This is a genomic window from Nonomuraea maritima, assembly GCF_900100395.1.
GTDB lineage: Bacteria > Actinomycetota > Actinomycetes > Streptosporangiales > Streptosporangiaceae > Nonomuraea > Nonomuraea maritima.
Genome location: NZ_FNFB01000040.1, coordinates 43,877 through 62,759 on the forward strand (window position 1 = coordinate 43,877; position 18,883 = coordinate 62,759).

22 protein-coding genes and 1 pseudogene are annotated in these 18,883 nt (G+C 67.6%); 10 read left to right on the top strand and 13 right to left on the bottom strand.

What is annotated here, in order from left to right:
• Window positions 1–32: 32 nt before the first annotated feature.
• From BLR04_RS36245 to BLR04_RS36255, 4 genes are all read right to left on the bottom strand, one after another.
• Entirely contained in the window at window positions 33–872 is an 840-nt protein-coding gene (locus BLR04_RS36245; protein ID WP_090773719.1) for a phosphotransferase family protein, read from the bottom strand.
• Window positions 873–936: 64 nt separating this feature from the next.
• A complete protein-coding gene (locus BLR04_RS36250; RefSeq protein WP_218129304.1) occupies window positions 937–1,626 on the bottom strand; it encodes an aldo/keto reductase in 690 nt (229 codons plus the stop codon).
• Between the two features lie 257 nt (window positions 1,627–1,883).
• Window positions 1,884–2,054: a nuclear transport factor 2 family protein gene (locus BLR04_RS41085; RefSeq protein ID WP_176903456.1), complete on the bottom strand. Its 171-nt coding sequence runs from the start codon at window positions 2,052–2,054 to the stop codon at window positions 1,884–1,886.
• 94 nt (window positions 2,055–2,148) lie between these two features.
• Window positions 2,149–3,255, bottom strand: a complete 1,107-nt coding sequence (locus tag BLR04_RS36255; RefSeq protein ID WP_090773699.1) for an epoxide hydrolase family protein — start codon at window positions 3,253–3,255, stop codon at window positions 2,149–2,151.
• Between the two features lie 113 nt (window positions 3,256–3,368).
• Between BLR04_RS36255 and BLR04_RS36260 the strand changes: the two genes are divergently transcribed.
• Window positions 3,369–3,836, top strand: coding sequence for a MarR family winged helix-turn-helix transcriptional regulator (locus tag BLR04_RS36260; RefSeq protein WP_090773700.1), 468 nt, complete (start codon window positions 3,369–3,371; stop codon window positions 3,834–3,836).
• A gap of 95 nt (window positions 3,837–3,931) precedes the next feature.
• Here BLR04_RS36260 and BLR04_RS36265 read toward each other — a convergent pair whose 3' ends face one another.
• From BLR04_RS36265 to BLR04_RS36275, 3 genes are all read right to left on the bottom strand, one after another.
• Window positions 3,932–4,435 (bottom strand): NUDIX hydrolase, encoded by a 504-nt coding sequence (locus BLR04_RS36265; RefSeq protein ID WP_245740912.1) that lies wholly within the window; start codon window positions 4,433–4,435, stop codon window positions 3,932–3,934.
• 65 nt (window positions 4,436–4,500) lie between these two features.
• Entirely contained in the window at window positions 4,501–5,319 is an 819-nt protein-coding gene (locus tag BLR04_RS36270) for an aminoglycoside phosphotransferase family protein (RefSeq protein WP_176903457.1), read from the bottom strand.
• A 127-nt stretch (window positions 5,320–5,446) separates the two neighbouring features.
• Window positions 5,447–5,836: a winged helix-turn-helix transcriptional regulator gene (locus BLR04_RS36275; protein ID WP_425413471.1), complete on the bottom strand. Its 390-nt coding sequence runs from the start codon at window positions 5,834–5,836 to the stop codon at window positions 5,447–5,449.
• On the opposite strand from BLR04_RS36275, the gene BLR04_RS36280 reads away from it, so the two are divergent.
• On the top strand, window positions 5,835–6,716 hold the full coding sequence (locus tag BLR04_RS36280; protein ID WP_090773703.1) for an NAD(P)-dependent oxidoreductase: 882 nt from the start codon (window positions 5,835–5,837) through the stop codon (window positions 6,714–6,716). The genes BLR04_RS36275 and BLR04_RS36280 overlap by 2 nt on opposite strands.
• A 3-nt stretch (window positions 6,717–6,719) precedes the next feature.
• Here BLR04_RS36280 and fxlM read toward each other — a convergent pair whose 3' ends face one another.
• Window positions 6,720–7,946 carry a methyltransferase, FxLD system gene (gene fxlM, locus BLR04_RS36285; RefSeq protein ID WP_176903459.1) on the bottom strand — a complete coding sequence of 409 codons (1,227 nt, stop codon included), beginning with the start codon at window positions 7,944–7,946 and terminating at the stop codon, window positions 6,720–6,722.
• Between the two features lie 147 nt (window positions 7,947–8,093).
• Entirely contained in the window at window positions 8,094–8,984 is an 891-nt protein-coding gene (locus BLR04_RS36290) for an SDR family oxidoreductase (protein ID WP_090773705.1), read from the bottom strand.
• A gap of 99 nt (window positions 8,985–9,083) precedes the next feature.
• Here BLR04_RS36290 and BLR04_RS36295 point away from each other — a divergent pair, with 99 nt between their 5' ends.
• A complete protein-coding gene (locus tag BLR04_RS36295) occupies window positions 9,084–9,488 on the top strand; it encodes a MerR family transcriptional regulator (RefSeq protein WP_090773706.1) in 405 nt (134 codons plus the stop codon).
• Window positions 9,489–10,054: 566 nt separating this feature from the next.
• Here BLR04_RS36295 and BLR04_RS40155 read toward each other — a convergent pair.
• A complete protein-coding gene (locus BLR04_RS40155; protein WP_143022370.1) occupies window positions 10,055–11,239 on the bottom strand; it encodes a DUF6236 family protein in 1,185 nt (394 codons plus the stop codon).
• Between the two features lie 362 nt (window positions 11,240–11,601).
• Window positions 11,602–12,825 (bottom strand): helix-turn-helix domain-containing protein, encoded by a 1,224-nt coding sequence (locus BLR04_RS36300; protein ID WP_143022371.1) that lies wholly within the window; start codon window positions 12,823–12,825, stop codon window positions 11,602–11,604.
• A 104-nt stretch (window positions 12,826–12,929) separates the two neighbouring features.
• On the opposite strand from BLR04_RS36300, the gene BLR04_RS36305 reads away from it, so the two are divergent.
• Window positions 12,930–13,190 carry a hypothetical protein gene (locus BLR04_RS36305; protein ID WP_090773708.1) on the top strand — a complete coding sequence of 87 codons (261 nt, stop codon included), beginning with the start codon at window positions 12,930–12,932 and terminating at the stop codon, window positions 13,188–13,190.
• A 3-nt stretch (window positions 13,191–13,193) separates the two neighbouring features.
• Window positions 13,194–13,409: a hypothetical protein gene (locus BLR04_RS36310; RefSeq protein ID WP_090773709.1), complete on the top strand. Its 216-nt coding sequence runs from the start codon at window positions 13,194–13,196 to the stop codon at window positions 13,407–13,409.
• Here the strand turns inward: BLR04_RS36310 and BLR04_RS36315 are convergent.
• Window positions 13,406–14,194, bottom strand: a complete 789-nt coding sequence (locus tag BLR04_RS36315; RefSeq protein WP_090773710.1) for a hypothetical protein — start codon at window positions 14,192–14,194, stop codon at window positions 13,406–13,408. The two genes, BLR04_RS36310 and BLR04_RS36315, sit on opposite strands and share 4 nt — an antisense overlap.
• Window positions 14,191–14,952 (bottom strand): GntR family transcriptional regulator, encoded by a 762-nt coding sequence (locus BLR04_RS36320; RefSeq protein WP_090773711.1) that lies wholly within the window; start codon window positions 14,950–14,952, stop codon window positions 14,191–14,193. Before BLR04_RS36320 ends, BLR04_RS36315 begins: the two co-directional genes overlap by 4 nt.
• A gap of 212 nt (window positions 14,953–15,164) precedes the next feature.
• Between BLR04_RS36320 and BLR04_RS41090 the strand changes: the two genes are divergently transcribed.
• From BLR04_RS41090 to BLR04_RS36345, 5 genes and pseudogenes are all read left to right on the top strand, one after another.
• Window positions 15,165–15,353 carry a hypothetical protein gene (locus BLR04_RS41090; protein WP_090773712.1) on the top strand — a complete coding sequence of 63 codons (189 nt, stop codon included), beginning with the start codon at window positions 15,165–15,167 and terminating at the stop codon, window positions 15,351–15,353.
• The gene (locus BLR04_RS42515) at window positions 15,350–15,673 is read left to right on the top strand and encodes a WhiB family transcriptional regulator (RefSeq protein WP_281191821.1); all 324 of its coding nucleotides are present in this window, start codon (window positions 15,350–15,352) and stop codon (window positions 15,671–15,673) included. The genes BLR04_RS41090 and BLR04_RS42515 overlap by 4 nt, the downstream gene beginning before the upstream one ends.
• A gap of 175 nt (window positions 15,674–15,848) precedes the next feature.
• Complete coding sequence (locus BLR04_RS40165) at window positions 15,849–16,073, top strand: hypothetical protein (RefSeq protein WP_143022373.1); 225 nt, start codon at window positions 15,849–15,851, stop codon at window positions 16,071–16,073.
• A 35-nt stretch (window positions 16,074–16,108) separates the two neighbouring features.
• Window positions 16,109–17,095 carry a DUF2637 domain-containing protein gene (locus tag BLR04_RS36340; protein WP_176903461.1) on the top strand — a complete coding sequence of 329 codons (987 nt, stop codon included), beginning with the start codon at window positions 16,109–16,111 and terminating at the stop codon, window positions 17,093–17,095.
• A gap of 217 nt (window positions 17,096–17,312) precedes the next feature.
• Window positions 17,313–18,883, top strand: a pseudogene (locus BLR04_RS36345) (hypothetical protein); the annotation flags it as partial.

Here is an 18,883-nt window from a genome sequence, read left to right on the forward strand (position 1 = left end):
CCACGGTCCGACGGGCCGTGGCCTTCACGGTGTCACCCTTGCCCGCTGTCGAGCCAGGAGACGATGCTGCGCACGTACCCCTCGACGTTGGTCAGGGGACGGCCGTCGAGGATGCCGACGAGATGCCCGATGCCGAAGGGGGCGTCGTAGATCCGGGCGCGGCGGTAGGTCTCGGGGTCGACGGCCTGCTTGAGGTTGTCCCAGCCGTGCCAGGCCATCAGGGCGGCATCGACGGCGGGGTCGAACAGGTGAGCCTGGTCCCAGTCGAGGACGCCGACCAGTTCGCCGTCCTCGCCCCAGTGCACGTTGGAACCGCCCAGGTCGCCGTGGACCAGCGCGTCCGGCACGGGCTCCAGGTCCCGCGCCGCCTCCAGCCGCCTACGGCACTCGTCGCGCCACCGGTCCGGGAGCCGCGGGACCACCTGCTCGGCCAGAAGATCGGCCCAGCCCTTGTCCCTCGGCGCGTACAGCAGCTCCCTGAGGCGCGGAGTGACGGCCACCTCCCGTACGGCGCGCAGCAACTCCCCGATGCGGTGCGGATCGCCCTGCCCCTCGGGCAGCTCAGCACCGCCGACCCAGGAGACGGCGACCGCCGTACGCTCACCGAACCACGTCACAGGGGTGAGCGGCTCCGGTACCACGAAGGGCAGCCCGGCTCGCCCCACCTCGCGCAACACCTCCACCCGCCGCGCCATCTCCCGAGCCGAGGACGGCCGCTTGCTCACCCGCACAGCCGCCGTCCCGGGGAGAAGCACAACGTGATGGAGATTCCCCGCCGTGATCCGAGCACCATCCACCGCCTGCCCAGGAAGCAGCGCGTCCGCGATCTCCAGCAGCTCGCTCTCGGACGGCTCGGATGGTTGGGGGCTCATGATCATGTCTCCACTGGCTCGTCCCGGCACGTCCGACGATTCCTACCACTTTCATCCATGGTGGTCAGTAGCGCGCGGCGGAGGCGTGCAGCAAGGGGGACACAGCCGAGGAACGGCCGTCCACCGTCGCCCCCGCGAACTGGAGGTTCGGCGCGAGGAGCCGGTTGTTCTCGGCGGGGAAGTTCAGCTTCGGCGCGGAGACCTCGTCCAAAGCGGCGCGCTGGTCCTCGCTGAGCGTCACGGCCAAGGTGCCCAGGTTGGCCTCCAGCTGGTCGACCGTGCGCGAGCCGATCAGGGTGGAGGTGACTCCGGGCCGCCCCTGCACCCAGGACAGGGCGACCTCGGCGGGCGTGGCGCCCACCTCTTCCGCGACGGCGCTCACGGCGTCGATCACGGCGTCGATCACGGCGTCGATCACGGCCAGTTCGGCCGGGGTCGGCCCGCCGGGTGTCCGCTGACGGCCGGTGTCGGAGCGCTTGCCCGACAGCAGCCCCCGGTGCAGCGGGGACCACGGCATGACGCCCATGCCCAGCGCCTCGGACATCGGGATCAGCTCACCCTCCGAGGTCCGCTCCAGGAGGGAGTACTGCAACTGCACCGCGACGATCGGCGCCCACCCACGGAAGCGCGCGATCGTGGCTGCCTCGGCGGTCGCCCACGCGGGCACGTCGGAGAAGCCCACGTAGCGGATTTTTCCGTTGCTCACCAGGTCGTCCAGCGTGCGCAGGGTCCATCGATACGCGCTGTGCAGCACACGATGTGCTCGAGATGTGCGCTCGACCAATTGATGCGAGAGCTGATCAGGCTTTGCGCCAGACCACGAATGTCCAACCAGCGCCAAGCCGGCGTGCCCTTGCCACAGGCATTGCGCGCGCAAGACAATTTTTTGCGATCCTGATCCAAACGCCCTGGCTGCTGCTCGAACGCCCCGCACCGTGGCGGTCTCGCCGTCAACATCGATGACGAGGTTGGACTTGCTGTGCAAAGTACGGGCGTACACGCGGTGAGCGCTCACCAGCTCGATGAGTTCCTTGATGCCGTGGGCCTCCCCACGGGGGAATTGACGACGACGTCCTCGGTGAAGAGCCGGTCGGTCTCGTCGTAGCGGCCCTCGTCGACCCGCAGGCTGTGACGGGCGACCAGGTCGGCCAGTTCGGCGCGGTCGGCGAGGACGCGGATCAATTTTCAGTAGCAGTCATGACGATCTCCAAATGGATAGAGCCGGCCATCAGCCGATCTGGCCACCGATGACCAGTTCTCAGCCGGCCATTGGCACTTAGCGGGTGGCGTCCTGGTGGTCGTGCTTGAGGCGGCTGAGGAAGAAGTCCCGGACATCCTCGGAGAGCAGCTCCGGCACCTCCATCGCGGCGAAGTGGCCGCCGCGCTCGAACTCCGACCAGTGCCTGATGTCGTACAGCCGCTCGGCCAGCGGCCGCACCGACTGCGTGATGTCGTGCGCGAACACCGCCACGCCAACCGGTACCGGGCACGGCTCGAGCGCCCGCGGGGTGTCGTGGTGCAGCCGCGCCGAGGAAGCCGCGGTGGCGGTCAGCCAATACAGCGAGATGTTGGTGAGCATCCGATCGTCGCTGATCGGCGCGCGAGGATCGGTCCACTGGGCGAAGCGCTCGGCGATCCAGACCAGCTGGCCGACGGGCGAGTCGGTCAGCGCGTAGCCGATGGTCTGCGGGGTGAGGGCCTGCAGAGTCTGGAACGGTGGCCGGTTCGCCATGAACTGCCTGACCTTGTCCAGCCGAGCCTCGTCCGTTGCGGACAGTTCGATGTCGGCGTCCGGGACCGGCCGGGTAGGCAGGAAGTTGACGTGCACCCCGATGACCTGCTCGGGTGCCACCGCGCCGAGTGCCAGGGAGATGCCCGCGCCGAAGTCGCCGCCCTGCGCGCCGTAACGCTCGTACCCGAGACGGCACATCAGCTCGGCCCAGGCCCGCGCGACCCGGACGATGTCCCAGCCGCGCTCGTGGGTCGGCCCGGAGAAGCCGTAACCCGGGATGGACGGAATCACCAGGTGGAAGTCGCGTGACAGCGGCTCGATCACGTCGAGGAACTCCAGGAACGAACCGGGCCAGCCATGGGTGAGGATCAGCGCGAGCGCGTCCGGATTCGAAGACCGGACGTGGACGAAGTGGATGTTCTGGTCGTCGATCTCGGTGGTGAAGTGCGGAAGCTCGTTGAGCTTGGCCTCGTGTTCGCGCCAGTCGTAGCCGCTGCGCCAGTGTTCGGCGAGTTCCTTGAGTCGCGCCAGCGGGAAGCCGTAGTCCCAGTCTGCGTCGGCGACCTCGTTGGGCCAGCGGGTGCGGGCGAGCCGGCCGGTCAGGTCGTCGAGGTCGGCCTGGGGGATGTGGATGCGGAACGGCTTGATCATGGTCTCAACTCCACTGGGATTCATTCGGTCACCAAATGTTTGGACAGTCAACGTTTGGCGTCCGAACGATACCACATTCATTAGTGCATCCAACGATTCGTTAGACTTCTCACATGCAGAACCCATCCGAGGAGACGCCCGCCAGGTGGGAGGGCCTGCCCAGCTGGCTGCTCGGCCAGACCGCCGGCCACGCGCAGCGCTTGGTGGGCGACGGGTTCTCATCTGTCGGTGCCCGCGGCTACCACTACCGCCTGCTGGCGGCGCTGGAGGACTTCGGCCCGGCCAGCCAGGCCGCGCTGGGCCGCCGTTGCGGCATCCACCTCAGCGACATGGTCGCGACGATCAACGAACTCGCCGATGGCGGACTAGTGGAGCGCGCCCCGGACTCCTCCGATCGGCGGCGCAATATCATCTCGCTGACCTCAGCGGGCAAGCGGCAGCTGCGGCGACTGGAGAAGCGGCTGGCTGAATGCCAGGACGAACTGCTGGCTCCGCTGTCACCCGAGGAGCGGCAGCGGTTGACCGAGGTGCTGTCCAGGCTGTTGGATCACCACAACCGACGAATCGGCACCCCCGAATAGCCGTGGCGCTGACTGGGGTCCGGGACTCTACTGACGGCCAGTAGCGCTGGGTGCCACGGAGCGCTCGGGGTCGGGGTGTTGTGAATCGAACAGCATCAGATCCAGGAATACTCCTTGTCCGTCACCGCAGGCAGTTCGACGGTGCTCGGCCTCGCGGTCGGACTGGCCAGCCGCGCAAGCGCCGCTCCAATGGGAGGGAACAACGGCAGGTTAGCGGCCTGCCGGTAGTCGATCCACTGCACATGGCCAATCTCGTGGCCGCCCTCGGCGAGTTCGTCGAACTCGTGAGTGGCGAGAGCGCGGCGAACGTCCGCGCTGACATGGAGGCGATAGATCAGGTGGAGCTTGCGGGGCGAAGGCGTGTTTCCCGGCCGCGTTACCCTCACATCCATCAGCCACAGCAGTTCCGGCTCCGTTCCAACGCTCGGAGCGAGGGCGAGTTCTTCTTCCAGTTCCCGGGAGAGGGCGGCATCGAGCGGCTCACCTGCGGAAACGTTCCCACCGATCGTGGTGAAAAGCTGGATGTTGTTGGGACGATCCCTGCGCAGGAGTGCCACCTCGTTACCGCAGAACACCAGCGCGCCGACGCGTATCTTCACACGCCTAAAGGGCACACCCATCGGCTGAGGCATACCAGCAATATGCCCCCGCGCCGAGGTCACCATCAGCCGAGCAGGTGCAGGATTCTCTCGGTCTGGCGCTCCAGTGTGCCGGCGGGGTTGTGGGGTGTTGCCGGCCCATCGGGTCCGAGCTGGAGGAACCACATCAGCGCGATGAGGCGGCGGAAGTCCCGTACCCGTTCGGCTTCCTTCGGCGCAAGGTCGATGTGGGACAGCAACACCTCCGCGTCGAGGGCGCCGTCGATGCGCGAGATGTGCTCGGTGACCTCGCCGAGCTCGAAGGCGCGATCGTTGCGGCCGGAGTCCTCCCAGTCGAGGAGATGGACGCGACGCTCGTGGTCGTCCCACAGGTAGTTGGCGTGGTTCCCGTCCGCCAGTCCGAGCACGGGCGGGAACAGGTTCGTGGTGAGGTGGTCCGGGGCATCGGAGGTCAGCCAGGCCACTCCCGCCTGGTAGGCGTACCGCACAAGAGGGTCGTCCCCGAGGTCGGGTTGCCTGCGGGCCCAACGGCGGGCTTTGTCCACGGCCACGGCAGGACCCCAGGGGGCCGGCTCGACGGCTTCCACGACGGGCGCCGGAATGCGATGCAACCGGTTCAGGGCAGCGGCCATCGCGCTGACCTGCTCGTCACTCGCATGCTGTCCGCGCAGGGCCCGGCCGGGCATCCTGCTCATCGTGATCGTGGGCGGGACGCCGTCGAGCTCGGCTCTCACGGGCTCGGGAGCCAGCCCGGGCGCGTGCTCGTCCAGCAGCGACAGGGCCGCCCACTCCCGGTACGGCTCCCCCCGGTCCCACGAGGCGTACCGCTTGATCACCAGGTCGTCGCCGAGTTCGAGGGCGTGGGTACTGAATCGGTCGGTCATCCGCTCGCTCCACAGAACCTGAGGTAGCCACCTTTTGTGGGTACTTGTCGACCGGACCATGGCGGCCCGAAGCTGGGTCGTGCGGGCCGAAGGGCCCTCGCATCCAGCTGAGAAAGGAAGGTCGTTCTCAAGAAATTCGTTGCGACGCGGCCAGCTTCTCCAGGCGGCGATGGCCCCAGTCGGAAAGCGGTGCCATCGCTTCGGAGAGCTCCCGGCCGAACGACGTCAGGGAGTACTCGGTCTTCAACGGCCGTACATCGTGCACCTCCCGATGGACCAGCCCGTCGGCCTCCATCTCCCGCAGCGTCTGAGTCAGCACTTTCTCGGTGAGGCCCGGTAGCAGCCGGCGTAGCTCACCAGGGCGGCGCGGACCGGCTTCCAGGAGCCAGAGCAACATCGTCTTCCACTTGCCGTCGATCACGGCGATCGCGGCGGTCACTCCGCAGACGTTCGGGTCCTGAGCACGGCTGCGCGTCATCGTCACCCCGTTCATCTCATTGTCAAGGAGTTGAAGCATGACCTCAGAACACTCTGCCGTCACCGTACTCGGCCTGGGGCCGATGGGCCGAGCTCTGGCCGGCGCCTTCCTGGACGCGGGCCTGCGCACCACGATGTGGAACCGTACGCCGGGCAAGGACAAGGAGCTGGTCGAGCGGGGCGCGGTCAGCGCCGGATCGCCGGAAGAGGCGGTCGGTGCGAGCAGTCTGACCGTGGTCTGCGTGGTCAACTATGACGCGGTGGACGCCGTTGTCCGGCGTGGCCCGGTCACCGACGCGCTCAAGGGGCGCACCGTCGTGAACCTCACCGCCGACACCCCCGTCCGGGCCAGGGACACCGCGACCTGGGCGGCCGAACACGGCTTCGGCTACCTGGACGGCGCGATCATGACACCGACCACGACCATCGGAACGCCGGCCGGGGTGTTCCTGCACAGCGGCCCTGAGGAGCTCTACCGCGAGCACCGAACAGCGCTGAATGCCCTGGGTGGCACCCACACCCACCTCGGCGAGGACATCGGCAGGGCGGCCGCGTACGACATCGCCCTGCTCGACCTCTTCTGGACCGCGATGGCAGGCTACGCACACGCGCTGGCGGTGGCGAGGGCCGAGGGGGTCACCGCGCAAGAACTGGCGCCGTTCGCCGCGGGAATCGGCACGATCCTCCCGCCGCTCTTCGAGCAGTCCGCGGAGGACGTGGACAGCGGCAGGCACTCCGGCGAAGACAACCCGATCACCTCGGCGGTGTCGTCCATGGCCCATGTCATCCACACCTCCGAGGCCCACGGCATCGACACGGGTGTGATGCGCGCTGCGGAAGGCCTGGCCCGCCGCGCCATCGCCCGTGGCCACAGCACCGACGGCTTCCTCAGCATCACCGAGATCCTCAACCCACGGTGAGCATCATGGCCAGTCGACGACGAGCCGGCTGTTGGGCTTGTTGATGACGAAGCGTGGGTCGCCGACCCCCAACAGGTCACGGTGGGCGGCCGTGGCCATACGAAAGCCGGGGGCAGGGGCGTCGTTGCCGTGGTCGCGGTCCCACGCCTGAACCTCGGTGGCGACCTGCTCGGCGAGGGAGGTGGCGTGCGGCCCGTGGCCGATGACGCCGATCTCCCAGTACCGGCCGTCGGCGTCGTCCCCTTCGCGGACGGTCAGGTAGGCCAGGCTTTCGCCGTCGAGTGCCGCCATGGAACCCCACGCGAAATGCGGCGTGAAGCCGGGCCGCCGACCGGGCATCCGGGACAGCCCGTTCGGCAGGACGCACGCCAGCCACAGGTAGACCCACTCCCACCCCGAGCCCTGCCGGAACTTCACGCCCGTGTAGACCTTGTGCGAGGGCCCGTCGAGCACGGTCCGCATGGCCTCCCGGTCCACGGCTTGCTCGCCGTAGGTCTCCAACTGAACGTCGCCCTGCCCCGCCAGACAGATCGTGGTACGGACGTCGTCGCAGATCCCCTTCCGCATCGGGACGAACGTCGCCATCTCGCAGGAGACGGTCTTCCAGGTTTCGCCGTCACGCTCGAAGGCGAAGGAACGGGACACGCTGCCGCGAATCCGCATGGGGATGACCAAACGGCCATCGGGGGCCAACTGGTCCAGGACGGGGAGGGGGATGTCACCGGCGCCCACGGTGAACACGATCCGGTCGAACGGAGCCCGCTCGGGCAGCCCGGTGGCGCCATCCGCCAGCCCGGCGGTCACGTTCGACGCGCCGGCGGCCTCCAGGTGCCTTGTCGCGGTGTCGACGAGGTCGATGTCGACGTCCACTGTCCACACGTGCCCGCCGGGGGCGACGAGCCGCCCGAGGAGGGCGGCGTTGTAGCCGGTGGCCGCCCCGGCCTCCAGCACCTTGTGGCCGGGTTGTGCGCCCAGCTGCTCCAGCTGGATGGCGACGGTCGACGGCGCGGAGATACAGGAGATCATCTTGCCGTCCTGGTTGTGCTTCACCGCCACGGCGTCATCGACGTAGGCGGCCCGCACGTCACAGTCGGGGATGAACCGGTGGCGTTCGACCGCCCGGAAGGCATCGATGATCTCGGGGGTACGCAGGCGACCGGAGCGGATGCACGCGTCGACCATGGCGTCGCGCAGCGCGGCGGAATCGTGGGTCGTGGTAGTGCTCTCCATCCTCTGAACGGTAGGGGTTGCTGATAGGGACTGCCTGGTAGACACGGTGTCCGTCTCGTCATCTGCGGAGGCGGCGTACCGGCCCGGGCTTCTCGAACGCGGGCGACAACCATGCCGGGCCGTGATGCAAAGCGACATGCAGGTCGTTCAGCCCGCCGGTTTCGTGAAGTCGTCGATGTGGTCACGGGCCCACTGTGCGAACGGCAACGCGGGTCGGCCGGTCAGTCGGGCCACGGTGTCGGTGACCGGCTCGGGGTGTGCCACCATCGCCGCGTGACCGGCGACGATGGCGGCGACGACCACGCCGGGCAGGCCAGGGAACAACTCAGCACCGGCTTCGGCCGCACCGATCTCCTCGAAGCGCAACGACCGATTCAGCGCGTCGCCGATCGCGGCGAGCTGCTCGACCTGCGTCAGCTGCTCGGGGCCGGTCAGGTGATAGGCCATGCGGTGGTGTCCGTCCTCGGTCAAGGCGCGCACCCCCACCGCGGCGAGGTCGGCCTCATGCACCAGCGCGCGCCTGGCATCGGGGGAGAACCAGCGCAGTACGTCCGACCGGCCGATCTGCCCGGCCCAGGCCAGCGTGTTGGCGGCGAACCCGCTCGCCCGCAGAAACGTGTACTCGGAGGCCGAGGCGGCGATCAGACCCTCCAGATGGGCATGGGAGGCGATGATGCCCCCGTCCGGCTCGGCACGCTGGTCCGGTTCGTCCGGCACGCCATGGGCGGAGAGATAGACGATTCGCCGGGCACGCCTGCTCAGCATGTCCACCGACTCCCGCGCCGCCCCGTCCGCCGCCACGGAGGGGAAGACGAGAAACACCGCGTCCACGCCGTCCAGGGCGGCGGCCAGCGTGCCGGGCATGGTGAGGTCCCCGCCGACGACCTCGACCCTCGGACCGAGGGCCGCCGACGCGGCAGCCGGATCGCGAGACAACGCACGTACCCGTACACCTCCCACCTCGGCCAACTGGGCGACGACCTGTCCGCCCACCCGCCCGGTCGCCCCGGTCACCAGTACCGTCCGCTCGCCTGTCATGTCGATCGACTCCCGTCCTGCGTTCCTGTAGCCCGTGGCCTGGACGCTAGGGGTTCAAGTGGACTTGAAGGCAAGCGCCGAACCCGACACCATCGACGGATGAGTTCCGACTGGCACATCACCGGGCTGACCGTCGGCCAGGTCGCCGAGCGCATGCAGATCGCCCCATCGGCCGTGCGCTGGTACGCCGACCAGGGGCTGTTGCCGCACGAGCGGGTGGCCGGCAACCAACGACGCTTCTTCGCCGACGTGTTGTGCCGGGTCGCGATGATCCGCGCGGCGCAGAAGGTCGGGCTCAGCCTCAGCGAGATCCATGAGGCGCTGGAGGCGCTGCCGCCAGGACAGCCGCCGACCCGCCAGGACTGGGAACGCCTGGCCACCCACCTTCGCACCACGCTGACCCGACGTATCGACGACCTGTTCACCCTGCTCAACGAGATGACGGTCCAACACCCCGACCCGACTCCCATACCTACAGCCGGTGGACCCCGCACAGTCGCATAAGCCGACGCCGAGAGGCAGTGTGAACTCAGCCCGCTGATGTGGATAACCCGTTACACCGTCAAATCACCACAAAGCGGTAAGGCCGGGACAGATGGGCAAAACCCGGCCTCGCGTCTCCGTCAGCCTGGTGTGGTCCGGCTGATCCCGGGCAGCGAAAAGGCCCACCAGGATCGCGTCCTGATGGGCCTTTCGGTGGGTCGGGGTGGCGGGATTTGAACCCACGACCTCTTCGTCCCGAAGCAATTCGAACGCATACCCCCACGCCTGGTTCACTCGCTCTGACCTGTACGGGCGTGCGACGACGTTCGCTGGTGTTCGTGAGCGTCATCGCTGGTTGTCACGCAGAATGTCACTCAGGCCGCTTCGGAAGCTCTCTTCTTCCAGGTTACGCTCGCTGGCCAAGACGACGTGGGTATGAGCGGGCGGTCGATGGCCACAAGGGCAACTGGAGAATCGAGCGCATCATGCCCTCATAGAGAGACGGTTCGGCGATCTGCTCAGGTCAGGCAGTGGCGGGAACAATAGCCTGGAGTGCCAGCTAAGACGCGACTTGAACAAACCGATCTTCAAATCAGTGATGATGGTGGCTTCAACGATCGGAGTCTGCGCAAGGCTTTTAGTGGGCCTTCGTTCTGCACGGAAAGAAGGTAAGCTTGGGGCTGGCTCTTACGTGCGTCTCGGACAGCTTTGCGATGATCGCTTAGTATGCTGGTGAGGCCAATAGCCAGTCCGGTGCCAATAGTTGCTCCGCTTACCCAGCTTTCCGGTAGTGTCGCTGCTATAGCGGTGGCGATGCTTGGCGGGATAGCGGTCTTGACAGACACTGCACTCCAAATAGATGCGACTCCGAGGCCGCGCAACGATCTGCGCAATTCCAGGAGTCCCGGGTAGACATGTCTCTCATACTGAATCGCAAGGTGCTCCTGTATAGAGTCATCGTTCGCCCAGCGTGGTTCCTGTCCGTCCTCTGACGCTAGCACCTGTTGGATGTAGTCCTGAAAAGCAGTTAGTTCGCCTCGATTGCTATCTCTAACGCGCCTTATTTTGTCGGCATCGAAGATCTGTCCTTGTGTGAGAATCAGAGCCCTGATGGACAGCATCCCGAGCGCACTCCTGTAGCTCTGGATGCTTCTCGAGGTAGTAGGCGAGTGATCCTCCACCATAACCTGTGCTATAGAGTCTGTATCCCATTCAGGTAGGTCAATCGTAGGCAAAAATCGATCGCCGACACAGCTAGACATGCGATCTTTTGCGATCGAACTAACTAACATTCCGTGATAGAGGCGGCCGACGACGGATGGCATCCTTAGCCACTCATCCATATGGGAGAGATTGAACTTGTAGAATCCCAGATTTTCCTCAATGAGGATGTCTTTCAAGTCGCTCGGTAGCCATCGACCGCCGAGCGTAAATGTTCGTTCTCTACTTTTCTTCGGCCATGCTCCCTGGAATGATTTTGTTCGGCGAAGATCCTCCGCGTGAAGGCTCAGAGCTTGGATAAGCGGCTGGGCGACAGCTTGCATATACTCGTGGTCTATCTGTATAGTCCGCAGAATGCCGACGCCTTCTAGTCCTTCTGTGAGATCTCGAATCGGCGAGGCATTTCTATCCCGCAAATGCTCATCCCAAGAATCCCACAAGGCGTTCGCTGGCCTTGCTTGCACTTGAATCAAACGATCGAAGTACAGTGCTGCCGCTGCCAGGGATTCATAGCTGAGCACGGCTGAAGGAGGGATTAGCCCGATCGGCACGCATCAACTTTATATGCTGCGTGCTCATCGGTGAAGGCTGGTACGAGGATTCTGTTCTTCGGTTATAGCGGCCCTGCGGCAGGAGATCCTTTGTGTCCGCCACTGACCGATTGAACAGTGCGTGCTCGGGCCATGTATCGCTCCGATGCGACAAGATGCTGTAGGACCGCATGTTGGCGAGTCCAGTGCCCTCCGGTTGGTGACCTGTTTGCTTGGCTCAAGCTGATCTTGATGCTGAAACACTGGGGGCAGCGCCCTGTTGGTAGGGCGGGGACAGCACCACCTCTGCATGTCCCCGTCAAGCGAAGACCTTTCCGCACGTCAGCGGTATCCCGGGGACCGTGGGGACAGCAGGGACACAGTCATGACTGTGAGGGCACCAGCGCGTCCCTGATCGCCTCCGCGTCGGGAGCTCCCGCCGAGGCCAGGTCATGAGCAGTACGTTGGAGTGCGGTTACGGCGTAGGCGTTGAGCGCTGTGGCGTCCGGGGTGATGCTCAGCGCTGTGGCGACTGCCGCTTCGGCGTCGCCTTGAAGGGCCTGGGCGTGCGCGAGGCAGGCTCCGTACCAGGCGCGGTCGCGTCGGTAGTGGTCGGGCAGGGTAGACAGGCCACGTTCGAGATAGTCAGCCGCGCGGCGGGCGTCGCCGAGCTCCAGTTCGGCCATGCCGCGTTGCATGAGGAACCAGCCCTCGTCGTAGAAGTACATCCAGGGTGGTTCGTTGTCGGGGTGTTCGGCCGCGGTGCGGATGAGGTCTTCGGCTTCGGCGAGCTGGGTGCGGGCCTGGTTGGCCTGACCCATCTGGGCGTGGCCTCGGCCGGCCATTTGGGCGGCCATGCCCTGCACGCCGTAGGTGGTGCGGCCGTCGTGCCAGCGGGAGGCTTCAGCCAGGCGGACGCAGCGGTGCGGGTCGCCGAGGCTCCATGCCTGGTGGGCGCGCATGTTCAGGGTGGTGGCGGCTAGGCGGGAATCGCCGGCCTCGATGGCCCAGGCGTGGGAGCGGTCGTACCAGGCCAGGGCAGCGGCGTGCTGGCGGGAGTCGTGGCACATCCAGGCGATGAACTGGGCGTACTGCGCCAGCACGGCGACGGCCCGGTCGGCGAGCTGGCCGCGGACGCCTCGGGCCAGGTCGGCGACGGTGGACAGTTGGGCATGGACGAGAGGCAGCAGGGGACGGCTGCCGATGGCGTCCTCGACGCGGCGATGCTCGGCCAGGCAGTGTTCCAGCCATTGCACGGTGGCCAAGTCGACGCGGCGCGGCTGCTCGATGGCGCGGGTGATGCGCTCGTACAGGTCCGCGTCCGGAGCCAGCGACGGCAGGGCCAGCGCGGGAACCGGCGTGGTGGTCGTGCCGAAGAGCTGGTCCTCGGCTACGTCGAAGGCGGCGCAGTAGAGCCGGGTGTACAAGGCGTCCGGCCGGTGCTCGCCGGTCTCGTGGCCACGGATGCGCCGGATGAGGCTGTCCACCTCCGGCAGGGGCTTGTCTGACACGCGGGCCAGTTCGCGGGCAAGGTCGCGCTGTGACCAGCCGCGCGTTTTGCGGGCCGCGAGCAAGCGGGCGGCCCAGAGCGGGGCGGGCTCGTTCATCCGGTACACCTCCGAGGGGAGAGGAGCGGACACGGGGCGGACATCCCAGGTCGCCTCTCGGTGTCCTCTGTTGAGCTGTTACCGCCTGTAGCTGGGATGTATGCATGTTCAGCGACAGCGACGGCTTCTACGCATGGACGGCCAGCGACGAGTCCGGCCGGGGCGCGTGCGGCGTCACTGGCCGGCCCGAGCGGGCCGCCGCGTTGCTGAGTCGGTCGCTCGGCGAGCTGGCTCCGGGAGCGACGGGCACGGTTCGCCTGGTGCACCTTGACCGGCTGGCGCGACGTCCCTCCTACGTCTACGGCCCGACCGTGCTGCGCTTGCGGCGCACGGAGCAGGCCGCCGTGATCGTCGCGGGTGACTGAGCCGTGCAGGAGTGGGAGCCGTACGTGCAGTACGGCATGCTGCGGGTGCGGGAGACCTCGTGCTGCGGGGAGTACGAGTGGTGCTGTGAGGGTGGCCTGTACTTCGTCCTGCGCCACAACGGCGAAGGCTACGAAGCGACGCCCAGGCGCCGGTACGCCGACGCCCGGCCTGTCTGGGAAGCTCTCATCCGCACTCATCGGCACACCTTCTCGCGTTAGAGCGACGGCAGGTCCACCAGCTCGGGCTGCGCCAGGACACGCCGCTCTGCGGGGAAGATCCGATAGACCTCCTCACGGATCGCCTCCTCTCGTACGCGTTCGACGAACTCCTCGGGAGTGCCGCCGCACAGACGGCGCAGTTCGAGGGAGTCGTCCAGAAGGCTCTGGATCAACGTAGGTTGATCGACCAGGCGTCGGGCCAGCCCATGCCCGTCCGTCAGGCAGCCGTGGCGGCCCACGTAGACAAAGCACGGCGGTAACCGGACACCGGATTCCAGGGTCACGGGGTGGCGGTCGACGGGCAGGCGGCGACGCCAGTAGTTGGGTTCGGTGACGTCCAGCGTCGCCAGCTCGCGATCGTCGAGCCAGAGCACGAACAGCCGTGAGGTCTCGCCCGGGGCCTCCACCGGCACCGCGGGCACGTACCCCCACCGGTTCACATGGGCTGAAACACCTGGCGCGATGCCCTCGACGTCGGCCAGGGTCATGGGGATGACCGGCCGGATCGCGTGGCTCATGAACTTGCGCCGCATCTGACTGGGCGAGGCGTTGGAGCCCACCGCCACCACCGGATAGCGCTCCGACATGGGCGAGCAGCCAGACCGCACCAGAAGCTTGCCCAGTGTTTCGTCCCTGGCCTGCCACTCCTCAGCCACGGCCCCGCCGACGGGGAGTAATGGCAGGTACTCGTCGTCCACAAGGACGCCGGAGGTGGCGGGGATGCGTCCCGGATAGGTGAGGGGACGCGCCATGGGGTCGTCGTGGAAGAGATCTGTTTCGGTCACGAGGCGTCCAACTCGTAGACGAGGGTGTGTCGGTCTCCCGGTGCCACGGTGATCATGACGCGTACGGGACGGCCTTCGGCGTCGTAGCCGGTGCGCATGTGCTCGGCCACCGGAGTGCCGGCGGGCAGCCCTAGCCGGGCGGACTCGTCCTTGGTCGGCATCCGGATCTGGATCTCGTCCACCAGCCGCGTCTGTGCTCGGCCGATGGACGCTAGTAGACCGCCCGGGGCGCTCACGTCCTTCGGCTGCATCAGCGGGGTGCCCCTGGCGATGTCCTCGGGGAAGTAGCTGTCGGCTGTTTGAAAGGGCACGTCGTCCACGTACCGCACCCGACGCCGAACCACCACGATGTCCTGCTCGGCGTCGAGGTTGAGGCGTTCGGCGACTGCTGGTGGGGGGATCTCCAGGGCGACGCTCACTTCTTGGAGGGGGACGCGGCCTTGCTCCTGGACCTCGGTCGCCCATGCGTCCGCGTCGGCACTGTGGTTGCTCTGGTTCTCGAAGTGGGAGAGGTGCCAGCGTAGGCGCGTCTGGGAGCGGACGGTACGGCCGCGGCCTCGCCCGCTGCTGAGCAGCCCCTCGTTGGTGAGCTGCTGCAACGCCTGCCGCACGGTCTGACGCGACACGCCGTGAGTCTCCGCCAATTCCTGTTCAGGCGGCACCGTGTCTCCCGGTGCCAGTTCACCCCGCTCTATCGACGTACGCAGGGCATCCGCGACGCGTTCGTAGAGCGCGCGGGAGTCCGATCCGGTTGGCATGTGAGTCCTCCTTGACCAACTTGTACGTACTCACCGTACCAAGACGCTTGACAGTGATCGAGCAATCACAGAGAGTACGTACACAGCGCGGAGTACGGAGAGTACGTACTTAGCTCGACGAGCTTCGTGTTGCAACAGAAATGCCGGAGTGCGGTCCTGGTCGCCAAACGAGATCCGCACCCCGGCGCCCCTTCAAGAGAGGTGTCTTCATCATGACCTACGGGTCCAAGAACCTGGAGTACGTCACCATCCCAGCCGCAGGCGTCGAGTGGACGTGCCTGGTGTGCGAGGGCATCGAGGAGACCGCGCCCGGCTACGAACCGCCGTCGCCACTCCTGTGCCCGTCGTGCATCCGGCTCGCCTTGGTCGAGTCGCTGCGTGCCCTGGGCGTGAAGCTGTGACGGCTCACGAGAGCGCGCCGGTCCGCGCCGACAAGCTGGCAGACCTGCTGGACGACCTCATCAACGCCTTTCCGTCCTGCGACTCCGGCCAGGCCGACCTGTTCATCGGCCCTGACGACGAGCCCGACGAGGAGCGGCAGCAGCGCGAGGCGCAGGCCAAGGCCGTCTGCCTCGGCTGCCCGGCGCGTACGGCCTGCCTGGCCTATGCCCTGGCGCTCAGCCCCGACGAGGGCGTCTGGGCCGGTTACACCGCCATCGAGCTGGAGGGCCTGAACCGGCTTCTCGCCTTCATCCCGCCGACCAGGCGGGAGGTGGCCTGATGAGCTGCCGCTTCCAGTGCCCCGACTGCGGCACCCGATCGGCCAGTCCCTACGGCTGCCGCCGCTGCGGGGCCTCGGCCGGACGCCAACTCCAGCGCTGCACCGCCCACGGCGTGCGCTGCGCGCCCGGCTGCCGCGTCTGTCGCCTGCTCACCCGTTCCCAGTGGAGCTGACCATGATCTCTGTCCTCGTCTACCTGCTGGTCTTCCTCGCAGGAGGCCTTTTCATCGAACTCATACGCATGGGCCAGGAGCGCTACCGGCAGTGGCAGGTAGCCCACCACACGATCCGCCAGGGCGGCTCCCTGGAGGTCGTCGCCCGAGGCTGGGCCGCATCCCCACGCAACTGGTGCAACAAGCCCGGTTGCCCGCGCTGCTGGGGACGGCGGTGGGGCCGATGACCCACATTCACAACTCACCGAACGGAGCACCAGCCATGCCCACGGCCAGCCCGCGCCCGCTCTCGGAAGGAGAGCGGACCCTGATCTCGGTCACCGCCGCCGCTGTCGGCGTGCTGGGCCTGGTCGGGTTCGTCATCTCCTTCGCCACCGTCATGGACGCGGCCAAGCCCACCTTCGGCCCGCTCGCCTTCATGCTGCCCCTGGGCGTGGACCTGGGCATCGCGGTGTTCTCCGCGCTGGACATCGTCCTGGCCCGGCTGGACATGCGGGTGCGCTGGCTCCGCTTCATCCCGTGGACGCTCACGGCCGCCACCGTCTACCTCAACATCGCCGCCTACGCCAACGCGCCGAACGGGCCCGACTGGTTCGCCGTCGTCGCCCACGCGATCCTGCCCGGCCTGTGGGTGGTGGCCGTCGAGATCGGCACGCACGCCATACGCAAGCGCGCCGATCTGGCCAGCCCGTCCCGCCGACTCGACAGCATCCGCGTCTCGCGCTGGCTGCTGTCCCCGTTGCCCACGTTCGCGCTGTGGCGGCGCATGGTGCTCTGGGAGGTGCGCTCGTACCCCGACGCCCTGCACCGCGAGCGGGAACGCATCCTGACCAAGACCGACCTGCAAGACCGCTACGGCCGCCTGTGGCAGTTCAAAGCCACACGCCGCGAGCGCGCCCTGTACAAGCTCGGCGAGCTGGCCCCGGCCGGCGCGCAGACGGCCCAGCTTCCGCCGCCGTCTCCGGTGCGCCCGCCCCTGACTGCCGCGCCTGCTCGGAAGCCGTCGCCCCGCAGGCCCAGGGAACGGAAGAGCACCCGTCCGGCTGTCGCCCCGCCCGAGGTGGACGACTTGATGCCGCTGGGCTGGCAGATCGCCGCCGACCACGAGACGCGCGGCATCACGCTGACGCGGGACCGACTGCGCGACGCCGTCCGCCGAACCGGCCGATCCATCTCCACCGACCGCGCAGGCGCGTTGCTCGCCCGCCTGCGCACCGAGACCCGTCCGGCAGCACGGGAGGCGGCTTGATGAACCTCACCCTCACCCGCCGATCGACCGGCGACCCGCTACCGGTCGGACCGCACAGACCGACCGCCGACATCACCACGACAGCCCGCACTGACGAGACGCGGTCCGACCGCGCATCGTCCCTGATCAAGCCAGTACGGGACGCGGCCTCATCCGCCAAGACTCCGGCCGCGCCCCGCCACCCCGCAACCGCCAAGGCACACGAGGTGCACACATCATGACGCATCACCCGCACGACCACGAAGACCACTCCGAGGAGGACGGACCGACCGCTCTCGGTGGCGAGGTCGTCCCGCTGGACGCGGCCCGCCGCCGCGCCCGCCGCGCGGACGACCAGGAGACCGACCGTGACGAGGACGAGTTCTTCGACCGCGAGACGATCGCCATCGAGGGCACGGTCCTCGGACCTCCGGTCGACCCAGCGGACGAGGACCTGCCCTACCGGTTCGGCAACGACCGGCACCGCGCCCCGATCATCCCGGCCACGCTGCGGTCCTGGAGGGGCACGCGTTCCATGCTGGTCTGGGCCGCCAAGGACGCGGGATACGTGGTCGGCTACCACGCCGTCCGCGCTCCCAAGTACGCCGCCAAGGCCACCCTGTACGCCCCGATCGGGTTCTTCCGCGCCACCGGCAAGCTGCTGCACTGGGCGACGGCGGAGGAGGGGAACTGGGCGCTGCGCCAGTACGCCGCCGACCGCAACGACCCGGAGACGTGGCTCAAGCTCGACCGGCAGCGTCAGCGCCAGTCCCGCTGGCGCTGGTCGGTCGTGGCCACTCTCGCCGTGACGGCCCTGATCGGCCTGCTCGTCTTCCTGCTCGCCGACATCCCGACGTGGGGCCGCCTGCTGGCCGTCACCGTGGCCGTGCCGCTGCTGGCCCGCGCCGGTAGGCCTACGGACAAGCCCATCACCGACCGCGTGTCCGAGGGACCGCGCTACCGCAAGCTCACCGCCGAGCTGGTCCGCCGCGCGCTGCTGTCGTGCGGCATCTCCAGCATCAACCAGGCCGCGAGCAAGGACCCGAACGCCATTAGCTTCCCGCAGGAGATCCACCGCGACGGCCCTGGCCACCTGGCCGTCGTGGACCTGCCCTTCGGCGTGGAAGCCGCCGACGTGGTGGCCCGGCGCGGCCGGCTGGCCTCCGGCATGCGGCTCCCGCTCGACCAGGTCTGGCCTGAGCCCGGCGACGGCCACCCCGGACGACTGTCGCTCTGGGTCGGCTACGAGCCCGCGTCCCAGATGAAGCAGCCCGCCTGGCCGCTGCTCAAGGACGGCAAGGTGGACGTCTTCAAGCCGTTCCCGTTCGCCACCACGCCGCGCATGGACACGGTCAACGCCGCCCTGATGTTTCGCAACTGGCTCGTCGGCGGCCAGCCCGGCTCCGGCAAGACCTTCGCCCTGCGACTGGCCGTCCTCGCCGCCAGCCTGGACCCGCGCGCCGAACTGCGCATCTACGAACTCAAGGGCGTCGGCGACTTCAAGGCCCTGGAGCCGGTCTGCACCGAGTACGGCAACGGCTTCGACGACGAGACCATCGCCCGCTGCGCCGGGATGATCCGCTGGCTCTACAAGGAGTGCGAACACCGCTCCAAGCGGATCGCCCACTACGCGGCCCTCGGCAAGGCCCCGGAGAACAAGGTCACCCCGGAACTCGCCTCGCTCAAGGACTCCGGCCTGCACCCGCTGATCGTCGCCATCGACGAGATCCAAGAGCTGTTCCTGCACCCCAAGTACGGCAAGGAAGCCGGGGAGATCCTGGAGAAGGTCATCAAGCTGGGCCGCGCCCT